We start from the raw sequence: 17,260 nt of genomic DNA, 5'->3' as shown, positions 1-17,260 counted from the left end.
CAGGAATCACCATGTAATCTCTTGCGCTACATTTTGAAGTGCGGAATGTGGGTTGTAAAATTGGCAATGTAGAACGAAAGTTTATTTTCTTTGCAGCGTATAGTTTCTGTCTGCTACCCCTTGTATTATTTTGCAAAAAAAGGATAAACAATAATCATCTACAATTCATAACCAAAATTGTATAATTTCGGGCTGACAACGAAGTTTCAAAAACATAGAATATAGCTCATAAGCTATCTCATTACAAACTTTATCAGTGGTTATTCTTGACCACTGAATAATATTTCCTAGGATAAAAATTACTAATTTTTATCCAGAAACTTGGTATGGAATTTTTAGTTTATCACCGATAAACTACAGTGTTCTCTAAGTATAGGTATCACTGACTTAAATGTTAGTTGGGAGGGAAAATTGAAACTGAGGCTCGGCTTTATCATACTAGGGATTATTTTAATTTCCTTTGCACAATCAAATAAACTTACTTGTACTCGTACTGAAAAGCAGGGATCATGTAAGTTAGTACGTTCCGGTTTTTTATGGTCGGAAGAAAAAGAATTGCCAGTGAATAAATTACGAGGTGCTAAATTTTATAGCCCCAAGAACGACGAATCATCTAAAGTCGTGATCAATACTAGTAACAGCGAAGTGTCATTTTCTTCCTTTACAAGTTACGCTAATGAAAATCAGCAGCGAGCGATCGCATCCCAAATCAATAACTTTGTCAGAAACAGCGAACAGTCATCTTTGCAGGTCGAGCAAAATGACACATGGTGGATTGTAATTGGATTTATCAGTCTTGCTGTTGGTGTGTATCCCTTGCTAAAACCAAAATCTTAACTCAAAGTAGCCAACATGAACTACGTACGCAATAACATATAAAAATTCTGGCGTTGCTGAATGCGGTATGAATCTGAATGTAGAGACACGATATATCGTGTCTCTACAAAGATTTTGGCATTATGCAAAATCATTTTCATACATGAAATCAGCAATACCAAAATTCTTTGTGTCTTGGTATCTTAGTGGTTTAATAGTTTCTTACCACCAAGGCACAAAGTCACCAAGTATTTTCAAGTTAGGTTCAGTCATCAGTCATCATTTGATAACTGATAACTGAATATTTAGTATTTTTTTAAAACGCCTGGTTCTTTCTGTATAGGCAAGACATCTAAAGTATCAGATTGAGAACAATATTTTAAGTCTTCATGACACTCCAGACGTAATAAACGTTTGCCATGACTGGCATGATGGAATAATTCTAATAAATTATCTTGCCACTGAGAATAAAGGGCGATCGCATTGATAACTTCATCATTACCTGCAATTTCATCAGCTGATAAGTTAGTTGTTTGTAAGATAGCATGAGCGATCGCACCTGCACAGGCAGTATCTTCTAGAGAAAAACTACCTTCCCAACCAGAACCAACAATCCAAACTGTTTCTGGTTGCTTTTCTAAAACAAATTTCACCACTGCACCACGGTTGATAAATGCTGCTGCAATCACAGTTTTAGCGTCTTGGATTCGTTGTAAAGTCCTAGTACCATTAGTAGTACTGATAAATAAGCGCTTTCCTTCTACTGTGTGTGGAGTACAATCAAGAGGAGAATTACCCAAATCGAAGTCAGGAACTTTGGCTCCGCCACGTTCTCCAGCTCGTAGTCGTTTTTCGATTGGCCAAGATTCACTAACTTGTATAAGTTGATCTAAATCGCTGAACACCTGGACTGCTTCACCACCAGCAGCCAAAACTGTTGCCATTGTAGTAGTGGCTCGCAGTACGTCAACTGCGATCGCACATTCTGGCACTTTATCCACTGGAGTCGATTCCGGAGTATGGTAAATGAATAGCTTCACGCGTTGAGTTACACCTGATTTGAGACTGCCGATATCACATTCACTCTAGTTTTTTGTGCTTTGTCAAGTCAATGGCTAACTCTCAATCAAAAACCTGCCGCACTGCAACCATATAACGGAAGATGTATTCTACCAACTCAATATAGTTACGAGCTTCTACTGAGGAAGAACCCCAGACTGTGACACCGTGATCACGGATAAGTAGGGTTGGTAATTGTGGGGTTGTCTTGCTAAATCTTGCTTTGATTTCATTCGCAATCTGTTGTACGTGTAAATGATTAGCAAATATAGGTATAACGCAATCAGGGTTTTCTTTCCATACCCCAAGTCCTTTGAGCATTTCTAGTGGTGGTAAAGGTAAAGAATCTGTCTTTACAAACCGAGAAACCAGATTTGCTTCTATCGAGTGGATATGATAGCAACTTTTGGATTCCGGAAAAAGATCATAAATAACCTGGTGAATAGCAGTCTCAGCACTAGGTTTAGAGTCTTCTGTGGGTTGTTCTACCCTCCCATCTGGATAAATCCGTACAAAGTCATCGATGACTAATTCTCCTTTCGACTTGCCGCTAGCGGTAATCCAGAAGCTACTATCAGATAGACGTGCTGAGAGATTACCTGCTGTTCCCAGCATCCAACCCTGTTGGTAAAAGTGACGGGCGGCGTTAATTAACTCCAGACGAGCATCATTTAGGGTTGGGCTGTTCATTGTCCTAGACAGAATTCCATAATTGTGCTAGTTTGTCGCGCACTTCTATAAAGTCTTGCCAGAGAATGTAGGGTTTTTGATTTTTTTCTAAATAATAGGCTAGGCGATCGCGAGCAAAAATTATCGGTGTTGCTAACGCCATATTTAAATCAGTAATCGAATCACCAATAGCTATTTTCTCATCTGCTGGATACTTTTCCATCACTTGCACTTTTGCAACTAATTCTGTCCCGCCTTCAAACTCAGAATTTACCTGCAAGTACTCACTAGTTATATCAATATCAACCGCGTGGATCGCATGAATTCGTGGTAATAGTTCTTCTAAAACAACTTCCACCATACCCCGCAGTCCGCCAGAAACTACGACCAAAGGTACTTCCTGTGTATCCAAAAAATCTAGTAATTCTGTAAACCCCGAACGAATAGGTTGTTTACGAGTAAATTCCAAAATTTCGGGGTAACGGGAAGCAGGAATTGATTCTAAAATCCGCTTGACTCCTTCCCGTAATGTTAATCGCTGTGCGTACATTTCTGGTATCAATTGGGCAGAAAGCTGAGGCGAAAAATGCTTCAGCACTGCCACAAAGGTTTCTGATACCGTAATAGTACCGTCAAAGTCGCAAAAAACGATACGTTTCATTTTCTAAGCAACGACCTGACGCTTGTGAATTGGTGTACCTGTATACTGAGGAACCCAACCTTCTGTGTTGGTGAAATAACGTACTGCTTTCACTCGCCGCTCTGATGTGAGATAAAACCAGTGTTCTGTCCCAGCAGGCACATTGATATATTCTTGTGGTTGTACCGTCAATTCTACCTGACTACCATCGGGACGGACAAAGCCAAAAATACCTTCTCCCGCCACTACGTAACGCACTTCATCATCTGCATGAGTATGAATCTTGTCAAACGTTGCTAGCAGTTCATTCAAGTTGGGAGTTTCTGGATGAAGAACAATTAAGTCACGGGATTGATAGCCTGCTGTTTGTTGCAACTCGTCAAAATATTGATCTAAAGCGACTAATACTTGTTCTTTTTCGTCTTCGTTAAGACTATCTTTTGTTAATAGTTCGTGTAATTGGGGATCTTCTCCTACAGACCAATAATCGAGTTGAATATTAAGGGATGCTAATTCGCGAGAAATATTTTTGAGGTCAGTATATACTTTGCCGTCTTCTAATTTTAATCTCGCCATAGTTTACCTCCTGCATGAGATATTATACGCTAATTCTAGTGGCTCAGAGAGATATTCTTAAATCAATTCGGAATTCGGAAGTTACAAAGTTTTAGGATTCGACTTTTTAATTATTTTCTAATTTCTTGACCTCAGACTTATTGTATTTACCTGGATATTTCTTGTGAAAATAATTTTCCATCACTTGTAATGCCATCGGCCCTGCCACACTACCACCACCACCACCGGAATGTTCTGCAAATGTGACAACCAAAATTTCTGGTTTATCTGCTGGAGCATAACCACCAAACCATGCATGATTGGCTTTGACACCATGACGTAACCAAGCTTCAGCAGTTCCTGTTTTACCAGCGACAGGAGGAAGAGTTGGAACATTTAGCGCTTTCCCTGTACCTTCACTTACTACCTGACGTAGTCCATCTTGAAGAACTTGGACTGTGGAGGGTTTTATATTGACTGGTTCACGCCAACTTTTTGCTTGCTTGTTGTCTTCAAGTAAATGCGGTTGAACTCTATAACCACCATTAGCAGGTACAGCAAACATGACACCGACTTGCAGAGGTGTGGCGAGTAGCGCTCCTTGACCAATTGACATATTTACAGAATCGCCTACAGTCCAAGGCATTTTCCAGGTTTTCTGTTTCCACGTTTCATCTGGAACAAAACCTTTTGATTCCTCTGAGGTGAATTCAAATCCGGTTTTTTTGCCAAAACCATATTTACGTGTCCATTCAATTAAAGTAGGGCCACCAAGTCTCGCACCAATTTGGTAGAAAAAGGTATCGCTACTCATGGCGATCGCTCGTGCAAATCCTACTGATCCAAATCCCGCATGATTCCACTCATTAAAGCGAGTACCGCCAAAGTTGAGAGAACCATAGGTTGCTAGCACCGTACCTGGAGAAAATTCACCCGACTCTAATCCCGCAGTAGTGGTGACAATTTTAAATGTACTTGCTGGAGGGTAGGCTCTCAAAGCGCGATTGAGTAAGGGATGGTCTGCACCTAACAAGATTTGTTGTAATTCTTTTTGAGAAGCTTTTGGTTTAGAGAAAACATTGGGGTCAAAGGTGGGATGAGACACCATTGCTAAGACAGCGCCGTTGTGAGGATTCATGGCGATGATAGTACCATTGCGATCGCCTAAAGCTTTTTCTGCTGCTATTTGCAAATCCGCATCTAAGGTCAAACGCAGATCCTCACCAGCTTTTACCTGTTTTTGTCCTATAATCCGCAATGGACGACCACTACCATCTACTTCCAATTGCTGACCACCCCATTCACCCCGAAGCAAGTTCTCATAAGCTTTTTCTACTCCCATTTGACCAATTACATCTCTGAGACGGTAGCCTTCGTCTCTCTTTTGTTCTAATTGTTCACGAGTCAGTTCACGAGTATAACCCAATACATGAGCAAATTCTTTGCCATGTGGATAATAACGAACTGCATCCGTATGTATTTCTACTTTACTTAGTTCGCTTTCATACTCTTTTAAGGCAGTAATTTCATCTAAGCTTAAATCGCGTTTAATCCGTACTAGTCCTGAATAATTAGGGTCTTTCTCTGCTTCTTCGAGTTTCTTTTCTATTTCATTTAGCGGAATGTTAAGAATCTCAGATAAACGCGTTCCTATTTTTGACCAAGAATCATTTTTCTTGTGAGCCATCGGCCACAAATATACAGAATGAGGATAGCGCGTAGTAGCTAAAAGCTTGCCATTTCGGTCAAAAATATTACCTCTTTCTGGTTGTTTGTGTAAAAGCCGAATTCGATTAGACTCGGCTCGTTCTCGCAGAGAAGGGCCTTGAACAATTTGCAAATACACTAACCGCGCCAGAATACCTTTTGTCAACAACAAGGTAAACACAATCAAAAATATAGACTGGATACCTCGTCCAACGGTACGTGATTGTTTATGATTGCTTGCTAGAGGAGATTGTAATAGGGACATACTAATAAATTTTAATTTATTTTGGTATAGAATAAACCGAATACGACTTCAGTATGGAAGTCAATAAACTATATTAATTTGTTTAGTTACAAAAAGATAAGGTTAATTGATTACTTTTGACAAATGTTATAGAACATCTTTGTTTCCAAGTCCCTGATGCTTGATCAGACAATTTGAGATTTTAGATTACTTTTCCTTGAAGTCGCGATCGCCTCTATGAAAAATGGGATTGACTCCATTTATGTCATCTGCGAGATTGTAGCCTGGGAAGAATTATTGGTCAAATTAGAAATGATCGATAGAATTTGAGCCTTGATATTAGTAAGGTAATACAGATATAAAAATATAATAGACAACATGAGTGACGGCAAAAATTATCAAGTGTTTAATCCTCCCAAAAATAGAAATTTCCCTCTCAGTTTATCTATAATATTTATACTTATAATATTAATTTTTATTTCTCAGGATACTGCGAGTCTGATTCCGATATTAGGATTTCATGGAGTAATTACTAATCAAAACTCTGTTACTCACATTGTTCAAGATAGAATACATTATTCACGAAAAGACTTAGAAAAAATTTTAGAATATTTAATTATTAATGATTACTGGTTTTTAAGTTCACAAGATTTATATAATATTTTATCAAGTCAAAATCCAAATATTTCTCAGATATTAAAAAAAAGAAAGCCCATCATGCTTTCTTTTGATGATGGATATAAAACAGTATATACAAATTTGCTGCCTATCTTAAAACGACTAGAAAAAAAATATAGTAAGAAAGTAAAAGTAGTTTTATTTATAAATCCAGGGACTTTAGCGAATAAAAATAGTATTAATTCTCCTAATTTAGGATGTGAAGAATTAAGAGAAGGCTTACAACAAGGTTTCTACGATATTCAATCTCATGGGTTAAATCATAAAGACTTAACAAAACTGAGCGATAAAAAATTGATTCAGGAATTATTGCAATCTCAGAATGAACTGAGAAAATGCACCCATGATTTAGACCCAGAGCAAAAAGTAGCTTCGCATTTTGCCTATCCTTTTGGTGCTTATAATCCAAGAGTAAAAAAATATGTAGCCAAATATTATTTATCTGGTTATTTGTATAATAATCAACTTTTGAATCGCAATCTTTTGAAAAATTACTATGAAATATCTCGATTAACAGTTAATCGACAAGAATCAGTGATAAGATTGATTGAAAAATTCGATACAAAGTTTAATCAAAAATCAATAAAACTTTTATCTATAAAAGAGAAGCCAGAAAAAACAACATTCAAATAATAGTATCTTTATCAAATTTCAATTTATATGTTAACAGTGACCAGTTTCATTTGATCACTGATAACTGAGTAACTGATAACTGATTAAGGTACTTCAATCGAAATCAAAGTATTCTCCGGTAGATAATTGCAAAAACGACCTTCATCTGCAAACGCTAAAATTAGGTGCAGTGTATAATCTGGTGGGACTTGCAAATCAGCCCAAGGTACTGCAATTTCTAAACAACGGTCTAAAGCAACTTGACCCCGGCTAGTACGAGAATACCATTGATAATCTTCCCCTGCTTCTTGAAATTGAAGCGATTGGGTCAACAAATTGATTTCTAAATGATGATGAAAAAGATAATTAACTGGCGCGACATCTGGAACTTCCGCTAAGGGAACAGGGCTATTGTGCATTGTTCTGTCAGGATAAAACCACAGCAAATTCAATTCTGGTGGTAAATCCTGTCCTGGTTGAGTTCCTGTTTTTAAGTCTAGCCTCAGATAAAAATTCAAGTGATCCACTCCATACCACAGGCGTTGAACAACGCTGCTGTTGTGCATAGTTCCGCGTGAACCACCGATTTCGATACGTCCAGCTTTATCCCAGTCTTGTTCATCTCCCTTACCATCGATGCTGGGATGAATAAAGCTTTCTGGGCGATGATCCATGCGTGCGGCGTGGACTTCTACGGGGTGACGTAAGTAAGCAGGTATGGGTTCATTTAAAGCTTGGTAAATGCTGCACAGATGTTCTCGAAATAATTGATCGAAAATGGCATCTTGGTTAGAAGAATGGCCTTCACCAAACCACCAAAACCAATCAGAACCTTCTGCTGCGTACAATGCTTCCCAAGCTACTGGGTTATTTTCTTCGGTTGCTTCTGGATGATTTGCTAAAGTAGCCCGTGCGTGAGTCAAGTAGTCCCAAGCACGATTTTTGGCAGGATCGCCGATCCAAGTAGTAAAACTACCATCTACCCAAGAACCACTGTGTAGTTTGTTTGCGGGAATAGTTGCTGTTGGTGGATACTGTTCGAGAAATTCTGAGACAGTGACGAGTTTGAGATGTGGTTCTCGTTCTAAGTTTGCATACAAAGATTCTAAGAAAGGTTTACCATCTTGGGAATAAAATTCCCAGCAGTTTTCACCGTCCAAAGCAATGGTGACTAACCAAGGTTGTTCACTTTGGTGTTCTCTTTGCATTCTGGCGATCGCTTGCAGGTGTCCCACCAAGTCAGCTGCTGCTTGCTTAGGTGTCATGGAACCATAGGTAAAGCCAATTAAATCTGATAATCTGTGGTCACGAAAGACGATCGCCAAATCACCCGCAGGAGTTTCTAGGCGATATGGTCGATACAATAAATCTGGTTGTTGGACATTTCCCGCGCCGTCACGGTGGAAAAAGTGCCGCAGTGTCCATCCCAAGACAGCTTCATCTGAGCAAATCCACTTAAAACCTTGTTTGCTAATATACGGTAAAACTTCGGGACTAACTGATTGTTCCGATGGCCATAAACCACGAGGTTCTTGTCCAAACCTATCTATATATAAATCCCAAGCTTTTTGTAAATGTCGGGGAATATCTTCTGCCCACTGAAATCTATAGTGGGGCAGAGTCATATTTGGTACAGCAACTCTTCCGGAATCTGTATCGGCAAGTAAGGGTAAAATCGGATGAGTATAGGGCGAAGTTAATACTTCAATTTGCCCTGTTTCTTGCATTTTCCGGTGCTGTGGGATAATGCGAGCAATAATATCTCGTTGTTTGGAATAAATGCGCTGGCGATCGCTTAAAGTAAAATTTCGACCTTGTTTTAACCAAGCATCAATTTCTGGATCTTCCCAAAACAAAGGATCAATCCAAGCCAGATTGTGCCAAGCTAATAAATCACTATAATCTTGTGTTTGCCAATTTGCTAAACACCAAGCTTCTCCTTTTTCTTGCTTTTGGCTATACAACTCACTGTAGCGGGGATGAGGATCAATCATCGTATGATGATTGGCGTCAAAAAAGTGCTGGATGATAAATTCTTGTTGTTGCTGAGTTAGTTGTTCTGTGGGTGTCAGACTAGCTTCTAGGTAAGGATCAAAAGCTGTACCTGAGATATAATCTTCTAACTGCAAGATCAGCGATGGTACTAAATTCACCGCTTGATGTAATTTAGGATACTTTTCTAACAACAGTACTAAATCCAGATAATCTTTTGTACCGTGCAGACGCACCCAAGGCAAGCGGTAATGCTGGGAGAAAGAAAGCGAAACACTGCTGCGAGATTTATACAGTGGCTGATGTTGATGCCAGATAAAAGCGATGTACAGGGGATGAGACATAGGCTTAGTTGGGGATCGGGGATCGGGGATCAGGGATCAGGGATCAGGCATCGGACATCGGGGATTGGGGAAGGTAGGGGTCCCCTGGAGGGGATAAGGGGTAATGGGGATTGGGCATGGGAAAATTATCAGTATCTCAATTACCCATTACCCATTACCCATTCCTAAATAATTTGTTCTACTTCTGCAATTTCGGGAATCATTTCTTTGAGACGACGTTCAATACCCATTCTCAAGGTCATTGTGGAACTTGGGCAAGAACCACAAGCGCCTTGTAAACGCAGTTTCACAATGGGACCGTCGAGTTCTACAAGTTCTACGTTACCACCATCAGATATCAGATAAGGACGCATTTCATCCAATACAGTTTCTACGTTGTCAGGAGTCAGTTCCATTTTTTCAGACCTCTTTTATGAACAGAAAATATTTATTTTCTATATTTGTTAACTACATCCTAGTACAAGGAGGGTGTGGGAAGTCAGAAGAGGGATTGGGGATCAGGGATCGGGGACAAGGGAACGGGGAACAAAGGAGCAGGGAGGACGCGCGGAGAATAATAACTAATCCCCAATCCCCATTACCCCTTATCCCCTCCAGGGGACCCCTACCTTCCCCAATCCCCAATCCCCATTGACCAACTACTAACCAAGAACAATATTTGAGTAATTAAATTCAGTGTTGGTAGTATTTTTGTTATCTATATACTCTTGCACAACTTGCTTGGTCATGATGTAGTAGTTGCCTATTTTCTCATAGGTATCTTCAAACTTCAAAATGCTGGTGACTGTGTTGGTTTGGGTGTTGCGGAAAGTGGCATCATAGCAAGTGGGAATATAGCCTTCACCTGTATCCAAACTTTTATAAGTATCAATTACAAAAGCCATACGACCCATGACCCGGTTGACTTGACAAACTTGCTTGTTCTGGATTTTATAAATAGAATCCATCGACTCACCTTTGACCAGAATTTCTACTGCATTGGTATTGTCTGTTTCACCTAAAACAAACTCGTTATTGCCGTGAGATTCTTCAAAAGGATTACGTTGGCGGTGAGTGACCATATCCTGTAATTGGGTGTAAATACCTTCTGCCACTTGCTGATCAGTGACTCCCGTAACCTCTATACTCATGTCGTGGTTAATGTGAATCTGACCTGTATAAATCTCCGCACCCTGCACTACTTTTACATCTGCACTATAACCAGGAAAATTTGTGTCCCAAGTGTAACGGCTTTCGTAAGCAGTCTGGAATAACTCGCGGGCTTTGTTTGGAGCTGTCATACCACCACATTGACTTCACTTTTCTCAGTTTAATCTAGTGTGATTAGTCATTTGTCATTTGTCATTTGTCATTTGTCATTTGTGAAAAGTTTTTTACTAATGACCAGTGACCAGTGACCAGTGACTAAATAACTATTCTTGTGAACTACTTTCACTTGAGGAAACCATGACAGGTTGTTGATATAGTGGCACATTGAAAGTTACTGTGGAGCCAAGTCCTTCACCCAAACTATAAAAATGGACTTCTCCACCCATAGCCTCTACAAGTTTTTGAGAGATAACTAGTCCTAGACCTGTACCACCATATTGACGAGTACGAGAACCATCTACTTGTGAAAATAGTTGAAACAGTTTGTCTTGTTGATCTAGAGAAACGCCAATACCAGTATCTGCCACTCGCACTTTTACCATGCCGGGGAATTCTTGGTCTTGAAATATGACTTTTTTACGAACTACATCGGCGTTGACGGTGACACCACCTTCTTGGGTAAATTTAATGGCATTGCCAACTAAGTTCAGCATTACTTGTTTGAGGCGTTGATAGTCACCATGAACAAGAATATCATCTGATGTATCTGGCAAATACATCTGGAAGCTCAACTTTCTTTGTTCTGCTTGCAGGCGCATAAAGTTACCTACGTCACTGAAGAGTTCTGCAAGACTTACTGGTACTAATTCCAGTTCCATTCTGCCTGCTTCGATTTTGGCAAAGTCTAAGATGTCACTGATAACATCAAGCAGGTGTAGTGATGATTTATGAGCCTCCAGAATAAATTGCTTTTGTTCCTCTGGATCGTCAGCCATTCCGTCCAAAATCAATTTCAAAAAGCCAATTATACCATTGAGTGGCGTTCTAATTTCATGGGAAACATTAGCGAGAAACTCACTTTTGAGGCGAGAAGCTTCTTCTGCTTCTTGGCTTGCGGCTGCTAATTCTTGATACAAAGTTGCATGAGCGATCGCTGTACCTAACTGATCTGCCACTTCTTTTGCTAGTTCAAATTCTGTGGCTGTCATACCGTAACATTTATCACACACAGTCACAGCAATCAATCCGTTCGGCTGATTTTGATAGCAGGTTGCTACTACCAACATTGTTTCCTGCTCAAAGAGTGGATGTTTCGGATTCTGTTCTAAAATTGGTTCTAAGGTTGTCAAAGCTCTAGCAAATGCTGGCTCGCAAGCGATATCCACTTCTAATCCCAATACAGAGTTTAATGCTGGCTGGTGATACTCTGCTATGACCTTGAGCTTGTTATTTGATGGTTTATATGGACAGATAATCGAACGCTTTAGTTGTAGCAGTTCACCTAAACTGTCAACAGTTTGTTGCCAAATCACATCTAAGTTAAGAGTGCGGCGAATATTTCTGGTAATTTGGGTGACTAATTGTTGATGTTGTCGCGAACGTAAGACTAATTCTAATTCTGTGGCGCTTTGTTTTCTCACGTCAATTGCTGTTTCGCTGACTGTGGCTTGTAGTAGTCGTCCCATGACCAAAACAGCGATCGCGGGATTACCCAATGTCGGCAAAATTGGACTAATGATTAACTCCAACTCAATCAAATGCTCTTGATAGCGAAACCAGCATTGACATTTTTCTGGCACCAAAGTTGTGAGTATGCGCTGCAACTGTTCTAAGTAAGCAACTCTATCTACTGGAACAAAAACCACATCGACTTTGGCATCAACAACTATTTGCTGAGGATCAATACCGAACCTTTGGCAATATTGCCAATCAAAGGAAAGATACCGCCCTGTGCCATCTTGCGTGTACACTAACTCTGCTCTTAAATTGGCTGATGAGCCATTAGTGTTACTGGTAATCGTTTCCAGATGCTCAGACACAGAATTCGGCTGTTGGGAATTAGCAGCAATACTCATGACTCGAGTTGGATAGACAAATGGCAACCCAAAAATTTTTTTTGCTGAAGCTGCTTATAGCTTGGCATAAATTTTTACAGCTTTAGCACTTTTGATTAGTAATTTTTTGGCTGAGAACAGACAATTTAAGAAAATCTACACCTTTTAATCCTCGCTAAACAGTTATTTTCATTACCTAATTTTGTTAGGTATAAATAATTATCTAATTTAAAAGGTTAAAAAGCTCACGTATTCAGCTTTCTAGCCTTTTAGCTTGAAAAAGGGTGTAAGGGTGTAAGAAAAATTTTTTTCGTAGTTGGCGGTGAATATCACTTCATTGGGACTGCCTAATTCTACTAATCATTCCATTCGCCTCGTGGTGGTACTGGCATCCGCCGGGGAGTGCGTGTGAGTTCATCATCTCTGGGAACTTCACCTCGCAACCACTGACGAATTGCCACTTCAATTACTTTACTGGGGTCGTTGGTTAAATGGCGAATTTGCTCCACCAACTCGGAGTCTAGACGAACTGCTATTTCTACCTTATCGGTTGGAGATTCTTCCGCATCGGTAATTTTATCTTTCATATTCATAGTTAATATACTCTCAATTCGTTTGTCAAAGGCTTTGTGAAAAGCTTTTTTCGGCTCCGGACGATTGTGATTTACAATCTAGCTTTTGTTGTCTGCATTTTGCAGTTCTAGATGTTTATTGTACGCTCCCAACCGATCAATACCAGATGCTATAGATAGACCTTCATATTTTGTCAATGTTAGTGGTTGGGGATTGGGGAACAGGAAACAGAGATTCCCCCTTGTCTGTCTTCCCAATGCGTGAATTTTGTACGCCCTTGGCGTTCCCGAAGGGTATTTTGAATTTTGAATTGTTTTGTCTCGCACCGTCTGAGCGAAGAAACCATTAAAATACGTTAAGTATATTGCTGTTTAACCTTGGTTGCTGCTAAAGCAAAAAAGTATTATGACTGACGTTCCCGCAGCTCGTATTCGGAATTTTTGTATTATTGCTCACATTGATCACGGCAAATCTACGCTTGCTGACCGCTTGCTGCAAGTCACTGGCACGGTGGACAACCGACTCATGAAAGAACAGTTCCTCGACAATATGGATCTGGAACGGGAGCGCGGCATTACCATCAAGCTGCAAGCAGCTCGGATGAACTACACGGCCAAAGATGGTGAGCAGTACGTATTGAATTTAATTGATACCCCCGGCCATGTGGATTTTTCTTATGAAGTGTCTCGAAGTCTAGCAGCTTGCGAAGGCGCATTGTTGGTAGTAGATGCTTCCCAAGGTGTAGAAGCACAAACCTTGGCAAATGTTTATTTGGCACTAGAACATAACCTAGAAATTATCCCGGTGTTGAATAAAATTGACTTACCGGGAGCAGAACCAGATAGAGTAATTGGAGAAATCGAAGAAATTATCGGCTTGGATTGTAGTGGTGCGATTCTGGCTTCTGCCAAAGAGGGAATTGGTGTTGATGAAATTTTAGAAGCGATCGTAGAGCGTGTTCCACCACCACGAAATACAGTAAATGAATCTTTAAGGGCATTGATTTTTGATAGCTACTATGATAGCTACCGGGGTGTGATTGTATATTTCCGGGTGATGGATGGAAATTTGAAGAAAGGCGATCGCATCTACTTAATGGCGTCTGGTAAGGAATACGAAATTGATGAGTTAGGTGTACTTTCTCCCACCCAAAAGCAAGTTGCTGACTTACACGCCGGAGAGGTAGGTTACTTGGCAGCTGCGATTAAAGCTGTGGCTGATGCCCGTGTCGGTGATACTATTACCCTAACAAACGCTAAGGCTGTTGATCCTTTATCTGGGTACAAAGAAGCAAATCCGATGGTATTCTGTGGCATGTTTCCCATTGATGCAGATCAATTTGAAGATTTGCGGGAAGCATTAGAGAAGCTGAAACTCAATGACGCAGCGCTGCACTACGAACCAGAAACTTCCAGCGCCATGGGTTTTGGTTTCCGTTGCGGTTTTCTGGGATTGCTGCACATGGAAATTGTGCAAGAACGCCTAGAACGAGAATACAATCTAGACTTAATTATTACTGCCCCCTCAGTAGTTTACCGAGTTACCACCATTAAAGGCGAAGTACTCTACATCGATAACCCTAGTCATTTACCCTCTCCCAACGAACGGGAAAAAATAGAAGAACCCTACGTCAAAGTAGAAATGATTACACCAGAAATTTATGTCGGTACTCTGATGGAGTTATCACAAAACCGACGTGGTGTATTTAAAGATATGAAGTATCTCACCCAAGGACGTACAACGCTGACTTACGAATTACCTTTAGCAGAAGTCGTCACTGACTTTTTTGATCAGATGAAATCGCGATCGCGTGGTTATGCGAGTATGGAATATAACCTGATTGGCTACCGTGAAAATCCTTTGGTGAAGTTGGATATCATGATCAACGGCGAGCCAGTTGATTCTTTAGCAATGATTGTCCACCGTGATAAAGCTTATGGTGTTGGGCGATCGATGGCTGAGAAGTTAAAAGAACTCATCCCTCGTCATCAATTCAAAGTACCAATTCAAGCTTCTATTGGTAGTAAAGTTATCGCCAGCGAACACATTCCCGCCTTACGAAAAGACGTACTTGCTAAGTGCTATGGTGGTGACATCAGTCGGAAGAAAAAACTGTTACAGAAGCAAGCTAAAGGTAAAAAACGGATGAAAGCTGTGGGTACAGTTGATGTTCCGCAAGAAGCTTTTATGGCGGTGCTGCGTTTGGATCAGCAGTAATCTACCAAATTTTTCTACCGCTAATACCATTTCACGTTAATTACGATACATATAAATTTGTAGAGACGCGAAATTTCGTGTCTCTACATCACCCAAATAAAAAACCAACCCCTTTGTGAACAGCAAATTTACTGGGGGTTGGGTTGAAATTTCGTCAAACTCACCTAAATTTACAACTACAAGGTTGTAGGTAAATCTCCTGATGGCGAAACTCCTCTGTGGCTACTTGGCTCACCAAATCTGCCAGCATCTGCCTCTTTCACAAATCCACTGTAGGCTTCCATTCCGTGTTCGCCGATGTCTAGACCTTCTATCTCTTCTTCACGAGTGACTCTGATACCTAAAGTAGCCTTAAGTACCAAGAAGAAGATTGTACTAAGAAGAACGGTCATACCGCCTACGGAAACAACACCAAGTAGCTGGGTGAAGAACTGACCTAAGCCACCACCTGCAAATAGACCTTTAGCTGGGCCAAGTCCCTCACCATACCAGGAATAAACACCAGGACCAACAGCAAACAGACCAACTGCTAGAGTTCCCCAAATACCGCAGACTAGGTGTACCGATATAGCTCCCACAGGGTCATCGATTTTGATTTTGTCAAAAAAGGTGACAGCGAAAACAACGATCACTCCAGCAATTAAACCAATGAAGAAAGAGTAGCCTATGGTGACGTAAGCACAAGGTGCAGTAACAGCAACCAAGCCAGCCAAAACACCATTGATAATCATTGACAAGTCTGGCTTACCCAGGTATAGCCAAGCTGTGATTGTAGCAGCAATACCACCGACAGCACCTGCCATGTTAGTAGTCAAGGCAATGTGGGTGATCGCACCGGGATCAGCAGCCATTACGGAACCAGGGTTAAATCCAAACCAGCCCAACCACAAAATCAAACAGCCCAAGGTGGCTATACTCATGTTGTGACCAGGAATGGCTACAGTTTGTCCATCTTGATATTTACCAAGACGAGGCCCAAGCAATGCGGCTCCCATTAAAGCAGCCCAACCACCAACGGAGTGAACCACTGTCGAACCAGCAAAATCCCAAAAACCTCTGTCTGCTAACCAGCCAGCACCCCAAATCCAGTGTCCGGTGATCGCGTAGGAAACACCGACAAGTAAGAGGCTGAAAATGAGAAAGTCAACAAACTTAATGCGTTCAGCTACAGCACCAGACACAATTGTTGCTGCGGTTCCGGCAAAGACTAGCTGGAATAAAAATTTAGCAGCTAGGGGAACACCAGTCCAACTGAGAGCGTTAAATACTCCTTTGTAAGCGTCTCCTGTTGCAGGACTGTTATCAGCCCCTTGCAAGAAAAATCCATTCAAGCCAATAAAGTCATTCCCATTGCCAAACATCAAACCAAAACCAATTGCCCAAAAAGCAACGGTGGCAAGAGCAAATACAATGAGATTTTTGGCGAGAACATTCACAGCGTTTTTCTGACGGCAAAAGCCAGTTTCTAACATACCGAAACCAGCGTTCATGAAAAACACTAAAAAAGCTGCGATCGCTACCCATAAAGTGTCAATTGCAACCTTTAATTCGGCTGTGGTAGGGCCAGCAGCAGCAGGTGTTTCTTGGGCAACTGCTACATAACCCCAACCCAATACAATTAAACAAGCTAAGGGAATACAAGCTTGCCAACTGGGAGACAAGCGCTTGATTACCCATAAAAATTGACTGAAAATTGAGTTTGATTGTGCTTTGTTGACGTTCCAGTTTGTTGACTGTCGCCTATGTTTTGCTGTCGATTTTTTTTTGTTCTTCAACATCATGCTCTAAACCGTCGTTAACTGAGAAAAATACGTTAAGCAGAAAGAGCGCTCTCCCAAAGCTAAACAAGTGCTTTTTTATATTTTGGTTATTACACAAGTTTCTCTTAAAACTTGCAGATTCTCAATGCTTTACCAGCTGTCTTTGATAAATATGAGAATCAAATAACCGAATTTATATTCAAGAGGTAGCAACTAAACTTTGGTCATACTACGAACATTCTTAAGAAAGT

Annotated in this window: 14 protein-coding genes; 3 read left to right on the top strand and 11 right to left on the bottom strand. The window is 40.6% G+C overall.

Features of this window, described 5'->3' with window-relative positions; all coding sequences use genetic code 11:
• Positions 1-411 precede the first annotated feature (411 nt).
• On the top strand, positions 412-837 hold the full coding sequence (locus AC5JMK_RS07710) for a hypothetical protein (protein ID WP_096675327.1): 426 nt from the start codon (positions 412-414) through the stop codon (positions 835-837).
• Between the two features lie 284 nt (positions 838-1,121).
• Here the strand turns inward: AC5JMK_RS07710 and AC5JMK_RS07705 are convergent, their stop codons facing one another.
• The 5 genes from AC5JMK_RS07705 to mrdA form a co-directional block, all read right to left on the bottom strand.
• Positions 1,122-1,856, bottom strand: a complete 735-nt coding sequence (locus AC5JMK_RS07705; protein ID WP_096675328.1) for a 2-phosphosulfolactate phosphatase family protein — start codon at positions 1,854-1,856, stop codon at positions 1,122-1,124.
• Between the two features lie 82 nt (positions 1,857-1,938).
• Positions 1,939-2,565: a methylthioribulose 1-phosphate dehydratase gene (gene mtnB / locus AC5JMK_RS07700; protein WP_096675329.1), complete on the bottom strand. Its 627-nt coding sequence runs from the start codon at positions 2,563-2,565 to the stop codon at positions 1,939-1,941.
• Between the two features lie 4 nt (positions 2,566-2,569).
• Positions 2,570-3,205, bottom strand: a complete 636-nt coding sequence (locus tag AC5JMK_RS07695; protein WP_096675330.1) for an HAD-IB family phosphatase — start codon at positions 3,203-3,205, stop codon at positions 2,570-2,572.
• 3 nt (positions 3,206-3,208) lie between these two features.
• Complete coding sequence (locus tag AC5JMK_RS07690; RefSeq protein WP_096675331.1) at positions 3,209-3,760, bottom strand: 1,2-dihydroxy-3-keto-5-methylthiopentene dioxygenase; 552 nt, start codon at positions 3,758-3,760, stop codon at positions 3,209-3,211.
• Positions 3,761-3,866: 106 nt separating this feature from the next.
• Entirely contained in the window at positions 3,867-5,711 is a 1,845-nt protein-coding gene (gene mrdA / locus AC5JMK_RS07685) for a penicillin-binding protein 2 (protein WP_096675332.1), read from the bottom strand.
• A gap of 357 nt (positions 5,712-6,068) precedes the next feature.
• Between mrdA and AC5JMK_RS07680 the strand changes: the two genes are divergently transcribed.
• Positions 6,069-7,001: a polysaccharide deacetylase family protein gene (locus tag AC5JMK_RS07680; protein WP_495909789.1), complete on the top strand. Its 933-nt coding sequence runs from the start codon at positions 6,069-6,071 to the stop codon at positions 6,999-7,001.
• A gap of 83 nt (positions 7,002-7,084) precedes the next feature.
• On the opposite strand, the gene AC5JMK_RS07675 is transcribed toward AC5JMK_RS07680, so the two are convergent.
• The 5 genes from AC5JMK_RS07675 to AC5JMK_RS07655 form a co-directional block, all read right to left on the bottom strand.
• Positions 7,085-9,316: a glycoside hydrolase family 57 protein gene (locus tag AC5JMK_RS07675; protein ID WP_096675334.1), complete on the bottom strand. Its 2,232-nt coding sequence runs from the start codon at positions 9,314-9,316 to the stop codon at positions 7,085-7,087.
• Positions 9,317-9,480: 164 nt separating this feature from the next.
• A complete protein-coding gene (locus AC5JMK_RS07670; RefSeq protein WP_096675335.1) occupies positions 9,481-9,711 on the bottom strand; it encodes a NifU family protein in 231 nt (76 codons plus the stop codon).
• Positions 9,712-9,957: 246 nt separating this feature from the next.
• A complete protein-coding gene (locus tag AC5JMK_RS07665; protein ID WP_495909788.1) occupies positions 9,958-10,596 on the bottom strand; it encodes a DUF3386 domain-containing protein in 639 nt (212 codons plus the stop codon).
• 132 nt (positions 10,597-10,728) lie between these two features.
• Entirely contained in the window at positions 10,729-12,480 is a 1,752-nt protein-coding gene (locus AC5JMK_RS07660; protein WP_096675337.1) for an ATP-binding protein, read from the bottom strand.
• 335 nt (positions 12,481-12,815) lie between these two features.
• Positions 12,816-13,052: a hypothetical protein gene (locus AC5JMK_RS07655; protein ID WP_016858707.1), complete on the bottom strand. Its 237-nt coding sequence runs from the start codon at positions 13,050-13,052 to the stop codon at positions 12,816-12,818.
• 385 nt (positions 13,053-13,437) lie between these two features.
• Between AC5JMK_RS07655 and lepA the strand changes: the two genes are divergently transcribed.
• On the top strand, positions 13,438-15,249 hold the full coding sequence (lepA, locus tag AC5JMK_RS07650; protein ID WP_096675338.1) for a translation elongation factor 4: 1,812 nt from the start codon (positions 13,438-13,440) through the stop codon (positions 15,247-15,249).
• 176 nt (positions 15,250-15,425) lie between these two features.
• On the opposite strand, the gene AC5JMK_RS07645 is transcribed toward lepA, so the two are convergent.
• On the bottom strand, positions 15,426-17,027 hold the full coding sequence (locus AC5JMK_RS07645; protein WP_096675339.1) for an ammonium transporter: 1,602 nt from the start codon (positions 17,025-17,027) through the stop codon (positions 15,426-15,428).
• Between the last annotated feature and the right edge of the window lie 233 nt (positions 17,028-17,260).

Source organism: Pelatocladus sp. (genome assembly GCF_059505505.1).
Note: the sequence above shows the minus strand (reverse complement) of the source record. Positions and strands in the feature narration are given on the sequence as shown.

What these genes read in the sequence shown, in the direction of transcription:
- mtnB (WP_096675329.1), bottom strand. Translation starts at nt 2,565, where the DNA reads ATGAACAGCCCAACCCTAAATGATGCTCGTCTGGAGTTAATTAACGCC.
- AC5JMK_RS07695 (WP_096675330.1), bottom strand. Translation starts at nt 3,205, where the DNA reads ATGAAACGTATCGTTTTTTGCGACTTTGACGGTACTATTACGGTATCA.
- AC5JMK_RS07690 (WP_096675331.1), bottom strand. Translation starts at nt 3,760, where the DNA reads ATGGCGAGATTAAAATTAGAAGACGGCAAAGTATATACTGACCTCAAA.
- mrdA (WP_096675332.1), bottom strand. Translation starts at nt 5,711, where the DNA reads ATGTCCCTATTACAATCTCCTCTAGCAAGCAATCATAAACAATCACGT.
- AC5JMK_RS07680 (WP_495909789.1), top strand. Translation starts at nt 6,069, where the DNA reads ATGAGTGACGGCAAAAATTATCAAGTGTTTAATCCTCCCAAAAATAGA.
- AC5JMK_RS07675 (WP_096675334.1), bottom strand. Translation starts at nt 9,316, where the DNA reads ATGTCTCATCCCCTGTACATCGCTTTTATCTGGCATCAACATCAGCCA.
- AC5JMK_RS07670 (WP_096675335.1), bottom strand. Translation starts at nt 9,711, where the DNA reads ATGGAACTGACTCCTGACAACGTAGAAACTGTATTGGATGAAATGCGT.
- AC5JMK_RS07665 (WP_495909788.1), bottom strand. Translation starts at nt 10,596, where the DNA reads ATGACAGCTCCAAACAAAGCCCGCGAGTTATTCCAGACTGCTTACGAA.
- AC5JMK_RS07660 (WP_096675337.1), bottom strand. Translation starts at nt 12,480, where the DNA reads ATGAGTATTGCTGCTAATTCCCAACAGCCGAATTCTGTGTCTGAGCAT.
- AC5JMK_RS07655 (WP_016858707.1), bottom strand. Translation starts at nt 13,052, where the DNA reads ATGAATATGAAAGATAAAATTACCGATGCGGAAGAATCTCCAACCGAT.
- lepA (WP_096675338.1), top strand. Translation starts at nt 13,438, where the DNA reads ATGACTGACGTTCCCGCAGCTCGTATTCGGAATTTTTGTATTATTGCT.
- AC5JMK_RS07645 (WP_096675339.1), bottom strand. Translation starts at nt 17,027, where the DNA reads ATGTTGAAGAACAAAAAAAAATCGACAGCAAAACATAGGCGACAGTCA.